Below are 20611 nucleotides of genomic sequence, written 5' to 3'. Positions count from 1 at the left end.
GATGCGACCCCTCAGACCCGTTGGAAGGTGCGGGTGCCGAACATTCCCTGCGGACGGATCAGCAGTACCAGCACGGTGAACGAGAACACGAACGTGTCCCGGAAGCTGGCGGAGGCGTAGTTCGCCGCCAGGTTGTCCAGGACGCCGATGGTCAACCCGCCGAGGACCGCCCCGTACATGCTGGTCAGGCCGCCCAGGAAGATTCCCGCGAAGGCCCGGAACAAGGGCGCGACCAGTGCGGTGGGCACCAGGCCGGAACGCGGTGCGTACAGACAGGCGGCGAGTGCGGCCAGGCCCAGGCCGAGCACCCAGGAGATGCGGGCCAGGCGCTGCGCGCTCAGCCCGACGACGCGGGCGGTGTCGGCGGACTCGGCCACGGCGCGCATGGCCGAGCCGAGCGTGGTGCGGGAGAACAGATACCCCACCAGCGCCATCGCGACGGCGGCGACGGCGATCGTCACCAGGCTCTGGACCGGCACCGCGGCGCCCGACCAGCGCACCGACCCGTCGACCAGACTGGGGAACGCCTTGGGCTGGTCGCCCCAGATCGATCCGGCCACGCTCTCCGCGATCAGGGACACGCCCATCGTCACGACGAGTGCGGAGAACAACTGCCCCTGTCCCAACGGCCGGATCACCGTCTCGCGCACGACCAGGCCGGCCGCCACGGTGATCGCCACGGCGGCGAGGATGCCGATCACCGTGGCCACGCCGCGGTCGTGGAGCGAGACCGCCACGTACAGGCCCAGGGTCGCGAGCGAGGCCATCGCGAAGTTCACGACGTCCGTGGCCCGATAGATGATCACCAGCCCGAGACCCATCAGGCCGTACACGGCTCCACTGGCCACACCACTGACCAGGACAAGCAGGAACTGACTCACAGTCCCTCCCTCGGGGAAGAGCGCGTTCGCGCCACGCATGCGGAAAGCATGATCACCTCACGAACCGTTGAGTTAAAGTGAACTCAATTCAGTAAGCTAGACACTGCGGTGCCGGACGGGCAAGCCTCGTGCACGGGATTTGTGCCGAGCGGCGGCCGAAGCCGGCCGAAGCCGGCCGAAGCCGACCGAAGCCGACCGAAGTCGACCGAAGCTCAGCGCGCGAGGGCCGTCGGCGCCCCGGCGAGGGCGGTCCGTGCCGCCGTCAGGCCGAAGACCAGCGCGGGGGCGAGGCCGCCCGCGTAGGCGCGGCGGTAGAGGCCCCCGGCGTCCGCGCCGGCCGCGAGGAGGCCGGGTATCGGGCGTCGGCCGCCCGGGTCCGCATCTGTGTCCGTGTCCGTCCCCGTCCCCGTCTCGGTCGAGAGGACGTGCGTTCCGGCGTCGATCAGCAGGCCCCCGAAGGTGAACGTGATCGCCGGGGCCGCCTCGATGACGTAGAACGGCGGCTCGTCGAGAGGCAGGCGATCGAGCAGCCTGCCAGGTGCCGGCGTGCCGTTCCCGTCGGCCGTGCCGGTCTCGCCGCTTCCGTCCACGGAGGCATTGAATTCCAGGATGCGATCGCGGATCGTGGCGCCGGGATAACCCCATTCCTCGGGCATCGAGGCGAAGTCCTCCAGGCTGTCGGCCACCGCGCTGCGGGCGCCGGCGCGATGGCAGAGCTGGAACTTGTCCACGCCGGGGATGCCCTCCACGTACGAGGCGCTGATCCACTCGCGGTGCACCCGCGCGTCGGCGACCAGCAGGCCGCGGGCCTCCGGCCGTTCCAGCAGCGCCATGGTGGTCAGATGGTCCCCGAGCGTCTCGTCGACGAAGCGCTCGCCCGTCGTGTCGAACAGCAGGGCGTGCTCGCTGTAGTAGAGGGCCAGTTCGACGAAGCGCGCGGGGTCGGCCAGCGAGACGCCCGCCGGCATCAGGTGGCCGTAGAACCCCGCGTCCTTCTTGCCGAAGGCCGCGCCCGCGGTGCGCCCGAGAGTGAGGCCGTCGCCCCGGCTGTGGGGGTTGGCCCGCAGCCCGATGTCCGCGGCCCGAGGGTGGAGGTGCTCGGCGCGCAGGCTGGGATCCCCCTGGAAACCGCCGGTCGCGAGCAGGGTCCAGGTGGCCTCGATGCGGCGCAGGGAGCCGTCCGGCAGGACGCACTCCGCCCCTTTGACCACGCCGTTCTCCGTCACGAGGGAGCGGGTCCAGGTGGAGGTCAGCACTTCCTGGCCCCGATCGCGGATCAACCGCTCGCATGTGTCGAGGTAGTGGTTGGTGTCGACCTGGTGCCCGCGGCCGAAGCCGAGCACGGGCACCGGTGGTCGGCATTCCACGCCGAGCGACCGGATCCAGGAGACGCCGTCGGCGAACCCGTCCACCAGGAGGGTGGCCAGCTCCGGGTCGCCGTCCGGGTTGACCCGGCGCAGCTCCTCGACGGTCGGGGTCGTCCATACGAAACCGGCGAAGCGCGCGGAGCCGCCGGTGCGCTCCGCCTTCTCCACCAGCACCACCGAGCCGCCCTGGGCGGCCACTTGGGCGGCGGCCGTCAGACCGGCCATGCCGCCGCCTATCACCAGCAGATCCACTGTCTCCGCATTCATAGCGGGTCCCACCGCCTTCGCATTGCCGAGTAGTGCGGGAAAACGCTAATTGAACTCACTTCTGGAGTCGAGAGGGTGGTCGGCAACAGGTGCGGCGGTACGGGTTCCGGCCGGGCGAAGGGGTGCAGCGGGGGTGATCGATCGGGTCGGTCGGGTCAGTCGGGGAGCAGGACCGCGCGCCCCCGGACGTCGCCGGAGCGCAGCCGCTCGACGGCCTCCGTCGCGCTGGACAGCGCGAACCGCTCGACGCCCACCTTCAGCACCCCCTCGCGCGCCAGGGCGACCACCGCCTCCAACTCGGGCCGGGTCCCCCAGAAGGGCAGCGAGATCCGCGTTCCGGGCGGCAGTGCGCCGGGCTTGCGGACCGTCAGCTCCCCGCCGCCGCTGCCGACCACGGCGAGTTCCCCGCCCGCCCGCAGCGCGGCCACCGCAAGCTCCAGGCTGGAATCGCTGCCGACGAAGTCGAGCACGGCCACCGCCCCGACTCCGCCCGTCCCGATTCCGCCTGCCCCGACTCCGCCCGTCCGGGCCCGCAGGACCGCCGCCGTGTCGGGCCGCAGCAGCGTGCCGAAGTGGGCCCCGCACTCGTCGGCCAGGGCGAGGGCCTCCTCCCGCACGTCCACGGCCAGTACCTGTGCGGTCGTCGTGGCGCGCAGGATCTGGACGGCCAGATGCCCCAGCCCGCCGACGCCGATGACGACCACGCCGGCGCCCGCCTCGTCGCCCAGCGCGCGGCGGACCGTGGCCACGGCGTGGTACGCGGTGAGCCCGGCGTCCGACAGGGGCGCCGCCTGGTCGGCCGACAGGTCGCCCACCGGGACCAGCAGCCGTCCGGACGGGACGAGCAACAGGTCGGCCATCCCGCCGTCGCGCCCGAGCCCCGCCCCGGTGCCGACGCGGTCCGCGTCGAGGGCGGCGCGCCGGTCGCAGTAGTTCTCCGCTCCGACCGTGCAGCGCGCGCAGCTTCCGCAGCCCCAGGGGCCGTAGACGACGACGCGCGCACCCACCGCGGGACCGACGGCCCGCGCGCCGCGTTCCAGCACCCGGCCCGCGACCTCGTGTCCGAGGGTGAACGGAAGCCGGTAGGGGAGATCGCCCGGCCGCGCGTCGATGACATGAAGGTCCGAACGGCAGAGGCCGGCCGCCTCCACCCGGATCAGCACCTCCTCGCCCGTCGGGGTGGGGCGCGGCACCTCCGTGAGGAGCGGCGGGCCGCCCCAGCGGGTCAGCCGCAGCGCTCTTGTCCCGTCCGTCGTCCCGTCTGTTGACATACGTGAGACATTAACAAAAATGAAGTCAGTTCAGTAACCGATTGCGGGGTGGTGACCATGCATGGACGATGAGCACGCAGGGCGCTTCGACGGGCGGATCGCGCTCGTCACCGGCGCGGGATCCGGCATCGGCGCGGCGGTCGTCCGGCGACTCGCCGCGCAGGGCACCGAGGTCTTCGCCGCGGACGTCGACGGCCCGGCGGCGCAGGCCCTCGCGAAGGAGGTGCCGGGAGCGCACCCCCTGACCGTCGACGTGGCCGAACCGGCGCAGGTCGACGAAGCCTTCGCGGAAGTCGTACGACGGCACGGGCGGCTCGACGTCGTGGTGCACGCGGCCGGAGTCGACGACCCCACGGCCAAGGAGTGGATCGCCGAGGCCCTGGTGGCGGACCGGCCGCCGGAGGTGACGGCGCGGCTCGACGACGACGCCTGGCGGCGCGTCATGCGCGTCAACCTGGACGGCACCTTCCACGTCCTGCGGGCCGCCCTGCGGGTCATGACGCCGCACCGGTCCGGGGCTGTCGTCACCGTCGGCTCCTCCTCGGCCTTCGACGCCCAGGCCGGCTATCCGCACTACGCGGCCTCGAAGGCCGGTGTCCACGCGCTGAGCCAGTCGGTCGCCAAGGAGGCGATCGCGTTCGGCGTCCGCGTCAACACGGTCGCTCCGGGGCCGACGGAGACGGGCATGGCCGCGCGGACCCCGGCGGCCCTGCGCAGCGGTTTCGCCGATCCACGGGTGCGCCCGTACGCGACGCCGGAGGAGATCGCCGACATCGTGCTGTTCCTGGCCGGTGCCGAGGCCGCGAACCTCGTGGGGGCGGTGTTGCTGGCCAACGGCGGGCGGTTCACGGTGTGAGGTGCCTTTTGGCGTGGGTCGGCTGCGGGTCGTCCGTGGCCGGCCGCGCCTCGCGGCGGAGCCGCGGATCGACACAGCCCCGCGCCCCTGGGGGTGCAATCGAGGGAGGTTTGGATGTTCCGGCTCGATGCTGATCCCGAGTTGATCCTGGAGACCGACGAGCGGCGCGAACTGCGCGGGGTCCTGCGGGACTTGCTCGCCGAGAGCGGTGGGCCCGAAGAAGTTCGCCGGCAGGTCGAGAGTCCGCGCGGATACGACCAGGTGCTCTGGGGCCGGCTCGCGGGCGAGATCGGTGTGCACGGGCTCGCCGTGCCCGAGGAGTACGGCGGCGCGGGCTACACCTTCGCCGAACTCGCCGTCGCGCTGGAGGAGACCGGGCGCGTGCTGTGCCCCGCACCGCTGCTGAGCACCGTCGTCCTCGCCGGACACGCCCTGCTGGACAGCGGCGACCGGCAGGCCTGCGCGCGCTGGCTGCCGGGCATCGCCACCGGCGCGCGCACGGCGACGGTCGTCGGATTCCTGCACCCCGCCGACGTCACGGCCGAGCGCGGCGCGGGCGGCTGGGTGCTGCGCGGAGACGCCGACTTCGTGCCCGACGGAGCGGGCGCCGATCTGCTCCTGGTCGCGGCCCGTGCGCCGGACGGGAGGCGGCTGTTCGCCTGCGAGCCGGACGACGCGACCTGCGACCGCACGGCCCGCCGGGTCCTCGACCCCACCCGCCGCCAGGCACGCGTCCGCTTCCGGGCGGCTCCGGCCGAGCCGGTCGGCGAGCCCGGACCGGCGGCGCAGGAGGTCGTCGACGCCGTTCTCGACGCCGGGCGGGTGGCGCTGGCGGCCGAGCACGTCGGCGGCAGCGCGCACGCCCTGGACGCCGTACTCGCCCATGTCTCCCGGCGGACCCAGTTCGGCCGGGCCATCGGCTCGTTCCAGGCGGTCAAACACCGGCTGGCCGACCTGCTCGTCGAGGTCGAGGGCGCGCGGTCGGCGTCGGCGTATGCGAGCGCCTGCCTCGCCTCGCGGGCCGGAGAGCTGCCCGTGGCGGCGAGCGCGGCGGCGGTGGCCTGCACCGGCGCCTACCGGCTGGCCACCACGGAATACGTCCAGCTCCACGGTGGGATCGGCTTCACCTGGGAGCATCCGGCCCACCTCTATCTGCGCCGGGCACGGGCCGACGAAGCGCTGTTCGGCACGGGCGACGACCATCGTCTGCGCCTGGCCGGCCTGCTCGGCCTCACCGGCCGTAGCGACTGACCGGCCGTCCCGACCCGGCGCGTGCCGACCGATCGCCGGCAATCCGGAGCAGTCACCCCCTCCCGGTCCATTGACAGGGGCAACCACTGCCCACAGAATCGAACTCAATTCAGTTCAGTTTGGAGGAGCTCATGGCAGTCGAAGACGAGATCCAGTTCGAGCGGGACGGTCATGTCGCGCGGGTCTGGCTGAACCGCCCGCACAAGAAGAACTGCGTGACCGTGCCGATCCTGAACCGGCTGGACGAGATCATCACCGAGGTCGACGCGGACCCCGAACTGCGCGTGCTGGTGCTGCGGGGGCGTGGCAACACCTTCTGCTCCGGGTTCGACCTGGACAGCCTCAAGGCCGACTTCGTCGGCAGGTCCAACGCGATCGACGTCGCCGTGCTGTCGGCGAAGGTCTGCGACCGGCTCTACTCGATGAGGACGCCGTCGATCGCCGTCCTCGAAGGCCATGTCACCGCGGGCGGCTTCGAGCTGATGATCTCCTGCGACTTCGCGATCGCCGCGGACGACGCCCTGATCGGCGACTTCCACATCCGGCGCGCGCTGTTCGGCGGCGCCGGACCGATCTACCGGGTGCCGCGCATGATCGGCGTGCGCAAGACCAAGGAGCTGATGCTCACGGGCAAGCTGCTCACCGGGGTCGAGGCCGCGGAGTTCGGCCTCATCAACTCCTCGGCGCCCGCCGACAAGCTCGACGCCACCGTCGACGAGTTCGCCGACCAGCTCATCGACAAGAGCCCGTTCACCATGTGGATCACCAAGATGACCATCGACCGCAGCCTCGACGCCGACATCCAGTCGCTGATGGTCATGGAGCACCTCGCGGTCGGCGTGATGCTCAACTCCGAGGACGCGGCGGAGGGCGTGGCGGCCTTCCTGGAGAAGCGGGAGCCGCAGTGGAAGGGCCGCTGACCGGCGGACCGGAGACCGGGAGCCGCCTGCGCGGCTCCCGGTGCGCCGGCTGCGCGGTGGCCGCCTACCCCGCCCAGCCGGCCTGTCCGCGCTGCGGCGGGCCGGCCGAGCCGGTCCTGCTCTCCGCCACCGGCACGCTGTGGACCTGGACCGCACAGCGCTACGCGCCCAAGTCGCCGCCGTACCTCCCGCCCGCCGCCGGATTCGTGCCGTTCACCGTCGGATACGTCGAACTGCCGGAAGGCGTACGGGTGTTGGCCGCCCTCGACATCCGGCCCGAGGACGCCGAGATCGGCATGCCGATGACGATCACGGGGCAGGACGGCGTCCCCAGGGCCACCGCAGCCGCCGCAGCCGCCGGAGCCGCCGGAGCTGCCGGAGCTGCCGGAGTCGCCGGAGCTGCCGGAGTCGCCGGAGTCGCCGTATGAGCAACGAGGAAGTACTCGTCTGCGGTGTAGGGATCACCTCCTTCGCCCGTACGGAAGCGAGCGGCCGGCACCTGGCCGTGCAGGCCGTACGCGCCGCCCTGGCCGATGCCGGACTGCCGTGGTCACGGGTGCGGGCCGCCTACGGAGGCAGCGACGCGGCCGGCAACGCCGACACACTGGTCGCCGAACTCGGCCTGACGGGAGTGCCGTTCACCAATGTGCGCAACGGCTGCGCGACCGGCGGCAGCGCCCTGGTCGCGGCCACCCACGCGATCCGTTCCGGGGCGGCGGACGTGGCCCTCGCCGTCGGCTTCGACAAGCACCCGCGTGGCGCCTTCGACCCACGGCCCGCCGACTGGGGGCTCGACGAGGCCTACGGCCGCGACGGGCTGATGGTGACCACCCAGTTCTTCGCCATGAAGATCCAGCGGTACATGTACGACCACGGCATCACCGCCCGCACCCTCGCGCTGGTCGCCGAGAAGGCGTACGCAAATGGCGTGCTCAACCCGCACGCCTGGCGCCGCAAACCGCTCGACGCGGACGAGATCCTGGCGTCCGGCACGGTCAACGACCCGCTGACCCGGTACATGTTCTGCTCGCCCGGCCAGGGCGCCGTGGCCCTGATCCTGTGCAACCGAGCGGTGGCCCGCGAGCTCGGCGCAACACCGGTCGCGTTGCGGGCGGCGGTCGTACGGACCCGCCGGTTCGGTTCCTTCGAGGTGTTCAGCCCGTGGGCGCCGCCGGGAACGCCGACGAGCGTGACCGCCGACGCCGCACAACACGCCTTCGAGGAAGCCGGGTTGGGGCCACGCGACATCGACGTGTGCCAGCTGCAGGACACCGAGAGCGGCGCCGAGGTGATGCACATGGCCGAGTGCGGGTTCTGCGAGCACGGCGAGCAGGAGTCGCTCATCCCGTTCGGGGCGACCCGGATCGACGGCTTGCTGCCGGTCAACACCGACGGCGGATGCATCGCCAACGGCGAGCCCATCGGCGCCTCCGGACTGCGTCAGGTCCACGAGGTCGTCCAGCAGCTGCGCGGCCGGGCCGGCGAACGGCAGGTGCCGGGGGACCCGTCGACCGGCTTCACCCATGTGTACGGGGCGCCGGGCGTCAGCGCCTGCACCGTGCTGACCCGTTGAGAGTCGGTCCACTCAGACTTCCGTTTTGAGAGTTCGTCGAGAGTCCGTCGAGAGTTCGTCGAGAGGAGGATCATGGACGGCATACCCGCCCCGGACGACTTCCGCGCCGAGGCCCGGCGCTGGCTGAAGGGCGTGGCGACAGCGCGCGCCGCACATCGTGAGTGGGGCCGCGGCGACGACTCGGTGGCCGTCTTCGAGAACTGGACCGAGGCCGAGGAACGCACCCACACGGACCGGGCACGGGACTGGGAACGCACCCGCTACGACCAGGGCTGGGGCGCGCTCGCCTGGCCGCCGGAGTACGGAGGCCGCGAACTGCCGGCCCACTACGAGCAGTTGTACCGGTCCGAGGAGTCCGGCTTCGACGTGCCGAGGCGCACCGAGATCTTTCCGGTCACCCAGCAACTCGTCGCCCCCGCCGTCCGCATCTGGGGGACGCGGGAGCAGCGGCAGCGCTGGCTGCGCCCCATGCTCCGCACCGATGAACTCGCCTGTCAGCTGTTCTCGGAGACGGAGGCCGGCTCCGATCTCGCCGCCGTCCGTACCCGGGCCGTGCGGGAGGGCGACGGCTGGATCCTGAACGGCCACAAGATCTGGACCTCCGGGGCCCGGGTCGCCACCTGGGGGGTGGCCGTGTGCCGCACCGATTCCGAGGTACCCAAACATGCGGGCATCACGGTCTTCCTGGTCCGGATGGATGCGCCGGGCGTGACCGTCCGGCCCATCCGGCAGATGACCGGCGGCGCCAGCTTCAACGAGGTCTATCTGGACGACGTCCAGGTGCCCGACACCGACCGGCTCGGCCCCGTCGGCGAGGGCTGGCGGGTCACCCTCACCGTCCTCGCGGCGGAGCGCCTCGACTCCGGCGGACTCGGCCTGGACAACGCCGACCGCGCCCTCGACCTCGCCCGGCACCTGCCCCGCCCGCTCACCGACGGGGAGCGGCAGCAGGCGGCCGACCTGGTCGTCCGCACCCTCGTCCAACGGCTCACCGGGCTGCGCGTGACCTCGGCGCTGGCGGCCGGCCGGGCACCGGGCGCCGAGGCCTCGGTCGGCAAGCTCCACGCCACCGCGACCATGCGCGCCACCACCGACCTCGTCCAGCAACTCCTCGGACCGAGCCTCGCCGCCGACACGGGGGAGTGGGGCACGTTCGCCTGGACCGAGCACCTGCTCGGCGCTCCCGGCTACCGCATCGCCGGCGGCAGCGACGAGATCCAGCGCAACATCCTCGCCGAGCGGGTGCTGGGACTGCCCAAGGAACCGAAGGGAGCGGGGAGTTGAGCACCGCCACCGAGGTCGCCGAACTCACGCGCCGGGTCCGTGCGCAACTGGCCGAACGGCATCCGGGCGCCCCGCTCGGTGAACTGCGCACCCTGCCCGGCGGCCACTCGGGACTCACCTACTCCATCACGGCGGGACCGGTCTCCTACGTCGTCAAGGCAGTGCCACCGGGCCGGCGGCCCATCGGGCGCAACGACGTGCTGCGCCAGGCCCGGATCCTGCGCGCGCTCGCCGGATCACCGGTGCCCGTGCCGGGCGTCGTCGCCGTCGACGAGGCCGAACCGGCATGGTTCGCGATGGAGTTCGCCGACGGCGAGGCGATCGAGCCCGTTCTCGACGAGCACCGGCTCGACCCGGGGCTCTGCCGCACCCGGATGCTGGTCCTGGCCGACGTACTCCGCGACCTGCATCGCACGAAGAGCCCGGAGACCGACGAACTCCTGGACCCGGCAGGAGAGTTGGACAGATGGAGCCGCACCATGGGCGCGGTCCCGCCCGAACTCCGCCCCGGGGCCGAGGACGTGTTGGCCGCCCTCGCCGCACACCTTCCGGAACCGGTCGCCCCCACCCTCACCCACGGCGACTTCCGGCTCGGCAACGCCCTGTTCGAGGGCGCACGACCGGCCGCCGTCGTCGACTGGGAGATCTGGGGCTACGGCGATCCGCGCATCGACCTCGCGTGGTTCCTCCTCTTCGCCGACCACCGCAACTTCCCCCGGCTCGGCCGTGCCGTCCCCGGTCTGCCCACCGAGGAGGAGTTGCTCGCCGCCCACCTCGACGGACGTCCCGAGCCCCCTGCCTTCGACTGGTTCCGTGCCCTGGCCCGCACCAAGATGGCCGCGATCATGGGCCACAATCTGCGCCGGCACCGCGAGGGCAAGCACCACGACCCCGACCAGGAGCGGCTGCCGCCGACCATCGCGGCGATGATCCGCGCGGCCCGCGACATCCTCGCCCGACGGCCCTGAAGGAGCGCCACCATGGATTTCGCACTCTCCCCGAGGGCCGACGAACTCCGTTCGCGTATGGCCGCGTTCATGGCGGAGTACGTCCTGCCCGCCGAGCCCGTCTACGACCGGCAGCTCGCCGAGGCGGACGATCCCCATGAACTGCCGCCCGTCATGCGTGAGTTGAAGGAGAAGGCGCGAGCCGAGGGCCTGTGGAACCTCTTCCTCGCGCACGGCGACCGGGGCGCCGGCCTCACCAACCTCGAGTACGCGCCCCTCGCCGAGCTGGCCGGACGGTCGGTGATCGGACCGGAGGTGTTCAACTGCTCCGCTCCCGACACCGGCAACATGGAACTGCTCGCCCTCTTCGGCACCCCCGAGCAGCAGGACTGCTGGCTGCGGCCGTTGCTGGCCGCCGAGATCCGGTCCTGTTTCGCCATGACCGAGCCCGAGGTGGCCAGCTCCGACGCGCGCAACATCCGTACCCGGATCACCCGGGACGGCGACGAGTACGTCGTCGACGGCCACAAGTGGTACACGTCCGGGATCCTCGATCCGGACTGCCGGCTGATCATCCTGATGGGCGTCACCGACCCGGACGCGCCGACATACCGGCAGCAGAGCATGCTGCTGATCCCGCGCGACACCCCCGGCATCACGATCCTCCGCGATCTGCCGATGTTCGGCTACACCGACCGTTGCGGCCACGGCGACGTGCTCTTCGAGGACGTACGGGTGCCGGTGGCGGCCATGTTGGGCGGCGAGGGGGACGGATTCGCCCTGGCCCAGGGGAGGTTGGGGCCCGGGCGCATGCACTACGCCATGCGGGCGGTCGGATTCGCCGAACGGGCACTGGAGTTGATGTGCCGACGGACCCTTACCCGCACCGCCTTCGGCGGCCCGCTCGCCGAACAGGGCGTGGTGCGCGAGTGGATCGCCCGCAGCCGCATCGAGATCGAGCAACTGCGGCTGCTGGTCCTCAAGTCGGCCTGGCTGATGGACACCTCGGGCAACGCGGCCGCCCGCACCGAGGTCGCCGCGATCAAGGTGGCCGCGCTGGAGGTCGCCCACCGGGTGGTCGACCGGGCGGTACAGGCGCACGGCGCGGCCGGGGTCAGCGACGACACCGTACTCGCGCGGCTGTACGCCATCACCCGGGCGCTGCGCATCGCGGACGGGCCCGACGAGGTGCATCTGCGGACCGTCGCCCGGCGTGAACTGGCCAAGTATCGGGAGGAGTCGGCGTGAGCGCACAGGTACTGAGCGGGCGGGTCGCCGTGATCACCGGCGGCTCCCGGGGCATCGGCCTCGGGATCGCCGAGGCGTACCGGGAGGCGGGCGCCCATGTCGTCATCGCCGCCCGCAAGGCGGAGGGACTGGCCGCGGCGCGCGAGGAACTCCTGCGGGTCAAGGGCGACGGAGAGATCCACGAGGTGGTCGCCAACGCGGGCGAGCCGGCCGACGCCGAACGCTGCGTCGAGGAGACCATGGCCCGCCTCGGACGCCTCGACATCCTGGTCAACAACGCGGCCACCAACCCCTACATGGGCGATCTCCTCGACCTCGACCTGCCGCGCGCGGAGAAGACCGTGCGGGTCAACCAGTACGGCATGATCGCCTGGACCCGGTGCGCCTGGCGGGCATGGATGCGCGAGCACGGGGGAGCGGTGGTCAACATCGCCTCCGTCGGCGGACTGATCGTCGACCCGCACATCGGCTGGTACAACGCCACCAAGGCGGCCATGCTGCACATGACCCGCCAACTCGCCTATGAACTCGGCCCGATGGCACGCGTGAACGCGATCGCGCCCGGACTGATCAAGACCGAGCTCGCGCGGGCCGTCTGGGAGCCGAGGGAACCGATCCTGACCGCGAAGCTGCCGCTGCGCCGACTCGGGACGGTGGAGGACGTCGCGCACGCGGCCCTCTTCCTGGCGTCCGACGCCTCTTCCTGGATGACGGGGCAGACGCTGGTCCTGGACGGTGGCGCGACCGTGCTGCCGATCGGGGTGGAGGCATGACCCCCTTGGCGACCCCCGCGACGGAGCTGTTCTCGCTGGCCGGGCGGACCGCCGTGGTGACCGGGGCGTCGTCCGGGCTCGGCGCCCGGTTCGCCACGGTGCTCGCGTCGGCGGGCGCCACCGTTCTCGCCGCCGCCCGGCGCCTGGACAGGCTCAAGGAACTCGCGGACGACGACCCGCGCATCCGACCCGTCGTCTGCGACGTCTCGCGGGCGCAGGACCGGGTGCGGCTGATGGAGACGGCGCTCGACGAGACCGGCCGGATCGACGTCCTCGTCAACAACGCCGGCGCGCCCGGCGCCGTACGCGCCGAGGACGAGAGCGCCGACGACTTCGCGGACGTACTGGCCGTGAATCTCGTGGCCCCCTTTCACCTGGCGCGGCTGCTGGCGGAGGCGGAGGCGACGGCGCACGACCACGGCCGTACGACGCGATCGGTCGTGAACGTCTCGTCCGTCCTGGGCCTGGTCTCCGGCGCCCCGCTGGGCGGTGCGGCCTACGCGGCGTCCAAGGCCGGGCTCATCGGACTGACCCGGGAACTGGCGGGTCAGTGGGGACGGGCGGGTGTGCGGGTCAACGCGCTCGCGCCCGGCTGGTTCCGCTCGGAGATGACCGAGGGACTGTTCTCCGACGAGCGCTCCCGGCGCTGGGTCGAGCGCGGCACGATGCTGGGGCGCGGCGGCGAGCCGGGGGAACTGGACGGGGCGCTGCTCTATCTGGCCTCGGACGCGTCCGCGTACTGCACCGGGCAGGTACTCACCGTGGACGGCGGGTGGACGGCGCGATGAGGGTCACGGTCGAGGTCGACGGCGACGGGCTGGCCCGGGTCGAGCTGTGCCGCGGGGCGGGCAACGCCATCGACCTGGCGATGGCCCGGGCGCTGCTGGACGCCGCCCGGGAGTGCGAGAAGGAGCGGGTCCGGGCCGTGCTGCTCACCGGCCGGGGGCGGTCCTTCTGCGTCGGCGGCGATCTGAAGGAGTTCGCCGCGCTGCCGGCGGAACGCCTGGCCGGACATCTCACCGAGGTCACCGACGCGCTGCACGGGGCGCTGCGGATCCTCGCCGGGCTGGACGCTCCGCTGGTGGTCGCCGTAAAGGGGGCCGTCGCGGGCGCCGGTCTCGGGCTCGTGGCGGCGGCGGACGTCAGCTTCGCGGCTGCCGACGCGGGCTTCACCGCCGCGTACACCGCGATCGGGTACACGCCGGACGCCGGGGTCAGCTGGTCCCTGCCTCGGCTCGTCGGACCGCGGCGGGCCGTGGACCTGCTGCTGACCAACCGGCGCGTCCCGGCCGCCGAGGCGCTGCAGATGGGCCTGGTCGGCCGGGTCGTCGCACCGGAGCGGCTGGACGAGGAAGCCGCGCGGACGGCGGGCGAGCTGGCACGCGGGGCGACGGCGGCGTACGGGGCGACCCGGCGGCTGGTCGGGCGGGCACCGGCCGACAGCCTCGACGAACACCTCGACGCGGAGGCCCGCCAGCTGGCTGCCGCCGCGGTCTCCGCGGAGGGCCGGGAAGGCGTGGCGGCGTTCCTCGCCGGACGCCGGCCCGATTTCGCGGGACCCCGCGCCGCCCGGTCGGACGGCCGGTGAGAGCTCCGGGCGATCTTCGATTCGTAGCCGACCTGAACTTGGGTCTACTCTCGGACGACCGGGGCGGTGATCGGTGCCGACCGTGGAGGAGAGGGAGAGACGATGGCAAGGGCGCGGATCGTGGATCCGGAGGAGGGGCCCAGGTCGAAGCGCAGCGCGATCCTCGTGGCTGCCGTGGAGCGGTTCGGGGAGGACGGCTACGAGAACACCAAGTGGTCGGAGGTCGCCGACCGGGTCGGCATCGGGCAGACCGCGCTGTACCACTACTTCGAGTCCAAGGCCCACTGCCTGCTCACCATCATGCGCCTGGAACTGCAGCGCTCCCACGACCAGTTCGTCGAGGCCACGGGCGGTGTGTCGGAACCCGTGGAGGAGCTGCGCGCGGCGGTCCGGGCCGCCTTCGCGGTCACCGACCAGGAGATCCGCCAGATGCGCATCCTGCAGGCCAACATGTCGCTGCTCGCCACTCCGCGGAAGTCCAAGCGCGAGGAGACCGAGCGGGTCGCCGCCCGCCAGCTGGTCCAGATGGTGGAGCGGGACTGGACGAGCCTGCTGATGCGCGGCATGGCGAAGGGCGCCTTCCCGGTCCGCGACGCGCACACGCTGGGCCTCGCCGTGCTCGGCATGATCGTCAGCGTCTGGCGGTGGTACCGCCCGACCGGAGCGATTCCCCTGACGGAGATCGGCGACACCATCGAGGGATGCGTGGTGCGGATGGTCGCGGAATAGCCTTCGCCCCGCCTCTTGCCGGGGCGGGGCGGCCGTCTTACAGTCAAACTGAACTGAACTCAGGTTGTTTCATGGCGCTGAGGGAGAACGATCGGCAATGGTGCTTCGCGAATACATGGCCAGAATGGACGGCCAGGACCCGGAAAAGGCCCTGGAACTTCTGGAACCCGGATTCCGGTTCCTCATCGCCCTCCCGGGCGGTCTGCACAGCGGCACGTCCCGCGCGGACTTCGCCGACTACATCGCGGGGCGCAACGCCGTGGACCGCAGGCACGAGATCGTGCGCTACTCCGTCGACGGAGACGTCGAGACGGCGTACGGCTTCGTCGTCGACCAGGGTGTGACCGTCGGCGCCTTTCTGTCCGCCGTACAGGTCTCGCCCGCCGGGCTGATGGCCCGCTACCAGTCCTTCTTCACCCCCGACTTCGACCTCGTGGACCGGCCGTGAGCGCGCCCGCCACGTCCGCCGCTCCGTTCCTGACCACCTGGTTCGGGATCCTGGACAGCGCCGACGCCGACCGGATCCTCGACCTGATCAGCGACGACTTCTCGTTCTCCATCCTGTTCTCCACCGGGGGCGACGCCGGCACCGACTTCCACGGCGGCCGGGCGGAGATGGAGGGCTACCTCGCCCAGCGCGAGGTGGGCGTGCGCACCCACCACCTGCTCACCGCGTCCGCGGTCGGCCGGGACGAGCTGTACCTCGGCGAGGTGCGCAGATCGGGCGTACCGGAGGCGACCTTCGTGGCCTCGGCGCGACTCGACGACCAGGGCCGGGTACGGCGGCTGCTGATCGGGCGCTCGCCCGCGGTCCTGTTCACCTGAGCGGACCCGATCCCGGCCGGACCCGATCCCGGCCGGACCCGATCCCGACCGGGCATGATCCCGACCGGACCCGATCCCGGCCGGGCACGATCCTGGGTACGCGCGATGCCGAGGAGGCGCGATGTACAACCTCGTCCTGCTGGCGGCCCGGCCGCCCGAGTGGACCCACGAACGGTTCATCGCCTGGTGGCGCGGCGAGCACGCCGAACTCACCCGGCACCTGCCCGGGCTCAGATCCTGGCGGCACACCGACCTCGACGCGGCCCTCGAACCGCGCTCGGAGGGCTGGGACGGCCTGTCCGTCCTGAGCTTCGACACCGCCGAGGACCTGCGCACAGCACTGGCCAGCCCGGAGTGGGCGGCCGCCGTCGCCCAGGTCGGCGACATGCGCGGCCGCCGGATCGCCGTCATGGGCGGCGAGAGGGAGATGTACGGCGGCTGAGTACCGAAGAGGTTCGGCAAAGAGGCTTCGCGACGAGGCGAGGAAACGGATGCGACAGACAGTGCGGGAGTTCTACTACCGGTCCGAACAGGCCGACTTCACAGCCGTCGTCGACGATCACGGACGCCACGGCGCACGTGATCTCCTGGAACGGGCCACCTACCTGGCCGAGGCGATGACCCCGGAGGACACGGCAGGCGGCACCGTGCTCCTCCAGGCCGACAACTCGTGGCGCACCGTCGCGGCGACCCTCGCCGTCGGACTGACCGGCGGTGTCCTGGCCCTGGTCAACCGGCACACGACGCGTGCCGAGTTCGCCGCCGCCATGGAGGACATCCGGCCGGACGTCCTGATCGCCGAGCCGTCCGCGATCGAGGAGTGGGGCGGCGCCCCGGCCCTGCCCGACGCCCTGACGGCCGAGGCACTGGACGGCTGGACGGTCCGCGCCGGCCGCGGCCCGCGCGATGTCTCCCGCTGGTCGGGCGGCAGCGTCATCGGCCTCACCTCCGGCTCCACGGGCCGCCCCAAGGGCGTCGTCCAGTCCGAGAGCGCCCTGCGGTACGCGTGCTCGTGCACGGTCGACGTCAACGGCCTGAGCGACGGGGACGCGGTGGCGGCCGTCGTCCCGCTCTCCTCGACCGCCGCCTACTGCTTCGGTGTCTGCCTCGCGCTGATGCTGGGCGGGCCGCTCGTCCTGTCCGGCCGCTGGGACCGCGAGGAGGCGCTCGCGCGGATGGCCGCCCATGACGTCCGGTGGACCATGTGCGTGCCGACCATGGCGCTCCAGATGGGCTCGGCCGCGGCCGGCTCGAAGGCGCTCGACGGGGTCCGCTCGATCACCGTCGGCGGCGGCCCCATGGACCGCGGCGCCCTCGCCCGCGCCGAACGCTCCCTGGGGACGAGGATCCTGCGCGTCTTCGGCATGTCCGAGTGCCTCGGACACACCTCCCCCCGGCCCGACGACCCCGAGGAGATCCGCCTCGGCCGCGACGGACGGCCCTTCCCCGGCACCGACCTCAGGGCCGTCGCCGCCGATGGAACCGTCCTGGGGCCCGGCGCGACCGGCCGTGCGCAGGTCCGCGGCCCGTCCCTCTTCCTCGGCTACGCCCGCGACGGCAAGGTCGAGCCGCCGGCCCTCACCCCGGACGGCTTCTTCCCCACCGGCGACCTGCTGGTCACCGGCGAGGACGGCACGGTCACCGTCATGGGCCGGGAGAAGGACGTCATCATCCGCGGCGGCCGCAACCTCGACATCACCGAGATCGAGCGAGCCGTCGCCGCCCACCCGGCGGTGGCCCGCGTCTGCGTCACCCCCGTACCGGACCCGCTCCTCGGCGAACGCGCCGCCGTGCTCGTCGTGGTCGAGGACGGCAACGGTGAACTCGGCCTCGACGAGATCACCGCACACCTCGCCCGCACCGGCCTGTCCAAGGCCAAGTGGCCCGAATTCGCCTTCACCGTCGGCGAGTTGCCGCAGACGACCGTCGGCAAGCTCGACCGGTCGGGAGCCCGCAGGCTCGCCCACGACCTGTACGCCGGGCTCCCCGCACACCCCGAACAGCACCGGCAAGGAGATGCATGACGACCCCCACGACCCGCACCGCCCGTTTCGACCGCGGCAGTTGGGCGCAGCCCGGACCCGAGACCGTGCGGCCCGGCGTCCACCGCATCCCGCTCCCGCTGCCGGACGACGGACTGCGGGCCGTCAACGTCTACGCCCTGGAGGGCCTGACGGAGGGGCTGGTCCTGATCGACGGCGGATGGTCGATCCCCGAGTCCCGCAAGGCACTTGAGGACGCGCTGACCGACCTCGGCCACGACCTCGGCGAGATCACCCACGTCCTGGTGACCCACATCCACCGCGACCACTACACCCAGGCCGTCGAACTGCGCAGGCTGCTGGGCTCCCAGGTCTACCTCGGCGCGGGCGAGCGGCCCGGCCTGGAGCTCCTGGGCGAGCTGCGCACGGACGAGCCGACCGGCTCACTCCGGACACTGCGCCGGGCCGGGGCCCATGAACTCGCCGAGCGGGTCGCCGCGATGTACGACGGTGACTTCGACGCCACGGTCTGGGAGGCACCGGACCGCTGGCTGAAGGCGGAGGAACTCCGCTTCGGGGACACGCGGTTGACGGTCGTGCCGACGCCCGGGCACACCCAGGGTCATGTCGTGTACCTCGACCGGGCGCGCGGGCTGCTGTTCTCCGGGGATCACGTCCTGCCGCACATCACCCCGTCCATCGGCTTCGAACTCGGCGGCCCTGCCCTGCCGTTGGGCGACTATCTGGACTCGCTGCACCTGATGACCACACTCGCCGACGCGAGCCTGCTGCCCGCGCACGGCCCGGTCGGCGACAGCGTGCACGCACGGGTCGGGGAGCTCCTGGCGCACCACGACGACCGGCTCGCCGAGACGCTGGCCGCCCTCGACGGCCGTACGCGCACCGCACATGACGTGGCGGGGGAGCTGGGGTGGACCCGGCGCAGGGTCGTCTTCGCGGACCTCGGGCCCTTCGACCAGATGCTCGCCGTCAACGAGACGGCGGCGCACCTGGACGTGCTGGCGGCCCGCGGACGGGCCGGCCGCACACAGACCGACGGAGTCGACCGGTACACGGCCACGACGGCCCATTAGGGCTGCGGGCCGAAGCCCACAGCCCTGCACCCGAAGCCCGACGGCCTCAGCGCGCCGTCCAGCCTCCGTCGACGTACAGCTCGGACCCGGTCATGAAGCTCGCGTCGTCGGAGGCGAGGAAGGCCACGGCGGCCGCCACCTCCTCGGGCGTGCCGAGCCGGCCGAGCGGCGTGCCCTCGATCATCGCGGTCAACCGGGGTGTGTCGCGCCAGAGTTCGCGCGACCGGGGCGTCTCGACGAAGCCGGGGTGCAGGGAGTTCACCCGGACCCCGCGCCGCGCCCAGTGCAGCGCGGCATTCTTGGTCATCAGGCGCACGGCGCCCTTGGCCGCGTGGTACGAGAACTGGGCGCCGAAGCCGCCGACCGTGCCGAAGATCGACGCGACGTTCACGATCGAGCCGCCGCCGGAACGCTCGATGGACGGACCGCCGTACTTCATGCCGAGCCAGACACCCGTCTGGGTCACCCCCAGGACCTGTTCCCAGGACTGCATGGTCTCGGTCTCGACCGTGTGCATCGTGGCGATGCCGGCGTTGTTGACCAGCACGGACAGCTCTCCCAGCGCGGCGGTCGCCGTGGCGACGACCTCGCGCCACGCCTCCTCGTCCGAGACGTCCAGCGCCAGCCCCAGGGCCCCGCCCCCGACCTCCTCGGCGAGCTTCTCGCAGCGATCGGCGTCCAGGTCGGTCACCACGACCGCCGCACCCTCGGCCGCGAGCCGTCGTACGACGGCGTCGCCGATGCCTCCCGTGGCCCCGGTCACCAGCGCGGTCTTCCCGGCCAGCCTCGATTGCATGGAGTCCCCTCCTCGTTGACAGCGTGACGGTGTGACGGTGTGTCGGCCTTCGCTGGTCGTCAGTCCCGTACGCCGAGCCAGGCGAGTGCGCCGCCGTCGATCACGTACGACGATCCGGTGATGAACGCGGCGTCGTCGGAGGCCAGGAAGCACGCCAGCCTCGCGACCTCCTCCGGGCGTCCGAGCCGCTCCACCAACTGCGGTGCGGTCAGCTCGTGTTCCATGGCGGCACGGTCCGCGGCGGCGGCGAAGAAGTCCTGGGCGAGCGGTGTGTCGATGACGCCGGGACAGAAGCAGTTGCAGCGCACCGGGGCCAGGTCGACCGCGGTGACCTTGGTCAGATGGATGACGCCCGCCTTGGTGACCCCGTAGGCGGGGGCGTTGGGGAAGCCGGTGAGGCCGGACACGGATGCGGTGTTGACGATGGCCGGTCCGCGCCGCGAGCGCCGCAGATGCGGTGCGGCGAACTTGGTGGTCAGCCACACCGCCTTGAGGTTGACCTCGTAGACCGCGTCCCAGACCTCCTCGGAGAGCGAGTCGACGCCACGGTCCGGTTCGGCCGTGAACGCGGTCTCGATCACCCCGGCGTTGTTGACCAGGACGTCGAGTCCCTCGAAGCGCTCCGCGGTCCGCGCGACCATGTCGGCGATGCTGTCGCGGACGCGCAGATCGCAGCCGATCGCCTCGGCCTGCGCCCCGGCGGCGCGTACCAGCTCAGCGGTCTCGGCGGCGGTCTTCTCGTTCAGGTCGGCGACGGCCACCGCGGACGCGCCCTGCCGGGCCATCTCCACGGCGATCGCCCGTCCGATGCCCTGTCCCGCACCGGTGACGAGCACGGTCCTGCCGGCCAAGGAACCCATCATGAGTCTGCTCCCGGGTACGCATCGCGAGACCTGAACTGAATTAGCTTCATTTCTGTAGAGTCTAGATTCGCAAGGCGCAGGCGACAAGGCTGGGGG

Annotated in this window: 22 protein-coding genes; 17 read left to right on the top strand and 5 right to left on the bottom strand. The window is 72.2% G+C overall.

Translation table 11 applies throughout. The features are described from left to right. Nucleotides 1-11 precede the first annotated feature (11 nt). From ACWD4O_RS28680 to ACWD4O_RS28670, 3 genes are all read right to left on the bottom strand, one after another. A complete protein-coding gene (locus tag ACWD4O_RS28680) occupies nt 12-881 on the bottom strand; it encodes a branched-chain amino acid ABC transporter permease (protein ID WP_451284148.1) in 870 nt (289 codons plus the stop codon). Between the two features lie 212 nt (nt 882-1093). After that, nucleotides 1094-2515 carry an FAD-dependent oxidoreductase gene (locus ACWD4O_RS28675; RefSeq protein WP_451284146.1) on the bottom strand — a complete coding sequence of 474 codons (1422 nt, stop codon included), beginning with the start codon at nt 2513-2515 and terminating at the stop codon, nt 1094-1096. Nucleotides 2516-2670: 155 nt separating this feature from the next. After that, nucleotides 2671-3786: an alcohol dehydrogenase catalytic domain-containing protein gene (locus ACWD4O_RS28670; protein WP_451284144.1), complete on the bottom strand. Its 1116-nt coding sequence runs from the start codon at nt 3784-3786 to the stop codon at nt 2671-2673. 61 nt (nt 3787-3847) lie between these two features. Between ACWD4O_RS28670 and ACWD4O_RS28665 the strand changes: the two genes are divergently transcribed. From ACWD4O_RS28665 to ACWD4O_RS28585, 17 genes are all read left to right on the top strand, one after another. After that, a complete protein-coding gene (locus ACWD4O_RS28665; protein WP_451284142.1) occupies nt 3848-4642 on the top strand; it encodes an SDR family NAD(P)-dependent oxidoreductase in 795 nt (264 codons plus the stop codon). Between the two features lie 114 nt (nt 4643-4756). Continuing rightward, nucleotides 4757-5893 (top strand): acyl-CoA dehydrogenase family protein, encoded by a 1137-nt coding sequence (locus tag ACWD4O_RS28660; RefSeq protein ID WP_451284140.1) that lies wholly within the window; start codon nt 4757-4759, stop codon nt 5891-5893. 131 nt (nt 5894-6024) lie between these two features. After that, nucleotides 6025-6813, top strand: coding sequence for an enoyl-CoA hydratase/isomerase family protein (locus ACWD4O_RS28655; RefSeq protein ID WP_363171400.1), 789 nt, complete (start codon nt 6025-6027; stop codon nt 6811-6813). Beyond that, nucleotides 6798-7241 (top strand): Zn-ribbon domain-containing OB-fold protein, encoded by a 444-nt coding sequence (locus ACWD4O_RS28650; protein ID WP_451284138.1) that lies wholly within the window; start codon nt 6798-6800, stop codon nt 7239-7241. The genes ACWD4O_RS28655 and ACWD4O_RS28650 overlap by 16 nt, the downstream gene beginning before the upstream one ends. Beyond that, entirely contained in the window at nt 7238-8386 is a 1149-nt protein-coding gene (locus tag ACWD4O_RS28645; RefSeq protein WP_451284136.1) for a thiolase family protein, read from the top strand. Before ACWD4O_RS28650 ends, ACWD4O_RS28645 begins: the two co-directional genes overlap by 4 nt. Nucleotides 8387-8458: 72 nt before the next feature. Beyond that, nucleotides 8459-9670: an acyl-CoA dehydrogenase family protein gene (locus tag ACWD4O_RS28640; protein WP_451284135.1), complete on the top strand. Its 1212-nt coding sequence runs from the start codon at nt 8459-8461 to the stop codon at nt 9668-9670. Further along, nucleotides 9667-10638 (top strand): phosphotransferase family protein, encoded by a 972-nt coding sequence (locus ACWD4O_RS28635; protein ID WP_451284133.1) that lies wholly within the window; start codon nt 9667-9669, stop codon nt 10636-10638. Before ACWD4O_RS28640 ends, ACWD4O_RS28635 begins: the two co-directional genes overlap by 4 nt. A 12-nt stretch (nt 10639-10650) precedes the next feature. Next, nucleotides 10651-11865, top strand: a complete 1215-nt coding sequence (locus tag ACWD4O_RS28630; protein ID WP_451284131.1) for an acyl-CoA dehydrogenase family protein — start codon at nt 10651-10653, stop codon at nt 11863-11865. Beyond that, nucleotides 11862-12638 carry an SDR family oxidoreductase gene (locus tag ACWD4O_RS28625; RefSeq protein ID WP_451284130.1) on the top strand — a complete coding sequence of 259 codons (777 nt, stop codon included), beginning with the start codon at nt 11862-11864 and terminating at the stop codon, nt 12636-12638. The genes ACWD4O_RS28630 and ACWD4O_RS28625 overlap by 4 nt, the downstream gene beginning before the upstream one ends. Then, the gene (locus tag ACWD4O_RS28620; protein ID WP_451284128.1) at nt 12635-13426 is read left to right on the top strand and encodes an SDR family NAD(P)-dependent oxidoreductase; all 792 of its coding nucleotides are present in this window, start codon (nt 12635-12637) and stop codon (nt 13424-13426) included. The genes ACWD4O_RS28625 and ACWD4O_RS28620 overlap by 4 nt, the downstream gene beginning before the upstream one ends. Beyond that, complete coding sequence (locus tag ACWD4O_RS28615; RefSeq protein WP_451284126.1) at nt 13423-14226, top strand: enoyl-CoA hydratase/isomerase family protein; 804 nt, start codon at nt 13423-13425, stop codon at nt 14224-14226. The genes ACWD4O_RS28620 and ACWD4O_RS28615 overlap by 4 nt, the downstream gene beginning before the upstream one ends. Before the next feature lie 102 nt (nt 14227-14328). Next, on the top strand, nt 14329-14955 hold the full coding sequence (locus ACWD4O_RS28610; protein WP_451284124.1) for a TetR family transcriptional regulator: 627 nt from the start codon (nt 14329-14331) through the stop codon (nt 14953-14955). A gap of 97 nt (nt 14956-15052) precedes the next feature. Further along, a complete protein-coding gene (locus ACWD4O_RS28605) occupies nt 15053-15403 on the top strand; it encodes a nuclear transport factor 2 family protein (RefSeq protein ID WP_451284123.1) in 351 nt (116 codons plus the stop codon). Continuing rightward, the gene (locus tag ACWD4O_RS28600; protein ID WP_451284121.1) at nt 15400-15780 is read left to right on the top strand and encodes a hypothetical protein; all 381 of its coding nucleotides are present in this window, start codon (nt 15400-15402) and stop codon (nt 15778-15780) included. The genes ACWD4O_RS28605 and ACWD4O_RS28600 overlap by 4 nt, the downstream gene beginning before the upstream one ends. A gap of 121 nt (nt 15781-15901) precedes the next feature. Continuing rightward, nucleotides 15902-16222, top strand: a complete 321-nt coding sequence (locus ACWD4O_RS28595) for an EthD family reductase (protein ID WP_451284119.1) — start codon at nt 15902-15904, stop codon at nt 16220-16222. A 49-nt stretch (nt 16223-16271) separates the two neighbouring features. After that, the gene (locus ACWD4O_RS28590) at nt 16272-17804 is read left to right on the top strand and encodes a class I adenylate-forming enzyme family protein (protein ID WP_451284117.1); all 1533 of its coding nucleotides are present in this window, start codon (nt 16272-16274) and stop codon (nt 17802-17804) included. Further along, nucleotides 17801-18856, top strand: a complete 1056-nt coding sequence (locus ACWD4O_RS28585) for an MBL fold metallo-hydrolase (protein ID WP_451284115.1) — start codon at nt 17801-17803, stop codon at nt 18854-18856. Before ACWD4O_RS28590 ends, ACWD4O_RS28585 begins: the two co-directional genes overlap by 4 nt. Before the next feature lie 46 nt (nt 18857-18902). Here the strand turns inward: ACWD4O_RS28585 and ACWD4O_RS28580 are convergent, their stop codons facing one another. Beyond that, the gene (locus ACWD4O_RS28580) at nt 18903-19652 is read right to left on the bottom strand and encodes an SDR family NAD(P)-dependent oxidoreductase (RefSeq protein ID WP_451284113.1); all 750 of its coding nucleotides are present in this window, start codon (nt 19650-19652) and stop codon (nt 18903-18905) included. Between the two features lie 59 nt (nt 19653-19711). Further along, nucleotides 19712-20512: an SDR family NAD(P)-dependent oxidoreductase gene (locus ACWD4O_RS28575; protein WP_451284333.1), complete on the bottom strand. Its 801-nt coding sequence runs from the start codon at nt 20510-20512 to the stop codon at nt 19712-19714. Between the last annotated feature and the right edge of the window lie 99 nt (nt 20513-20611).

The organism is Streptomyces sp. NPDC002623, from assembly GCF_053592635.1.
This window is presented reverse-complemented; position numbering and strand designations above follow the sequence as displayed.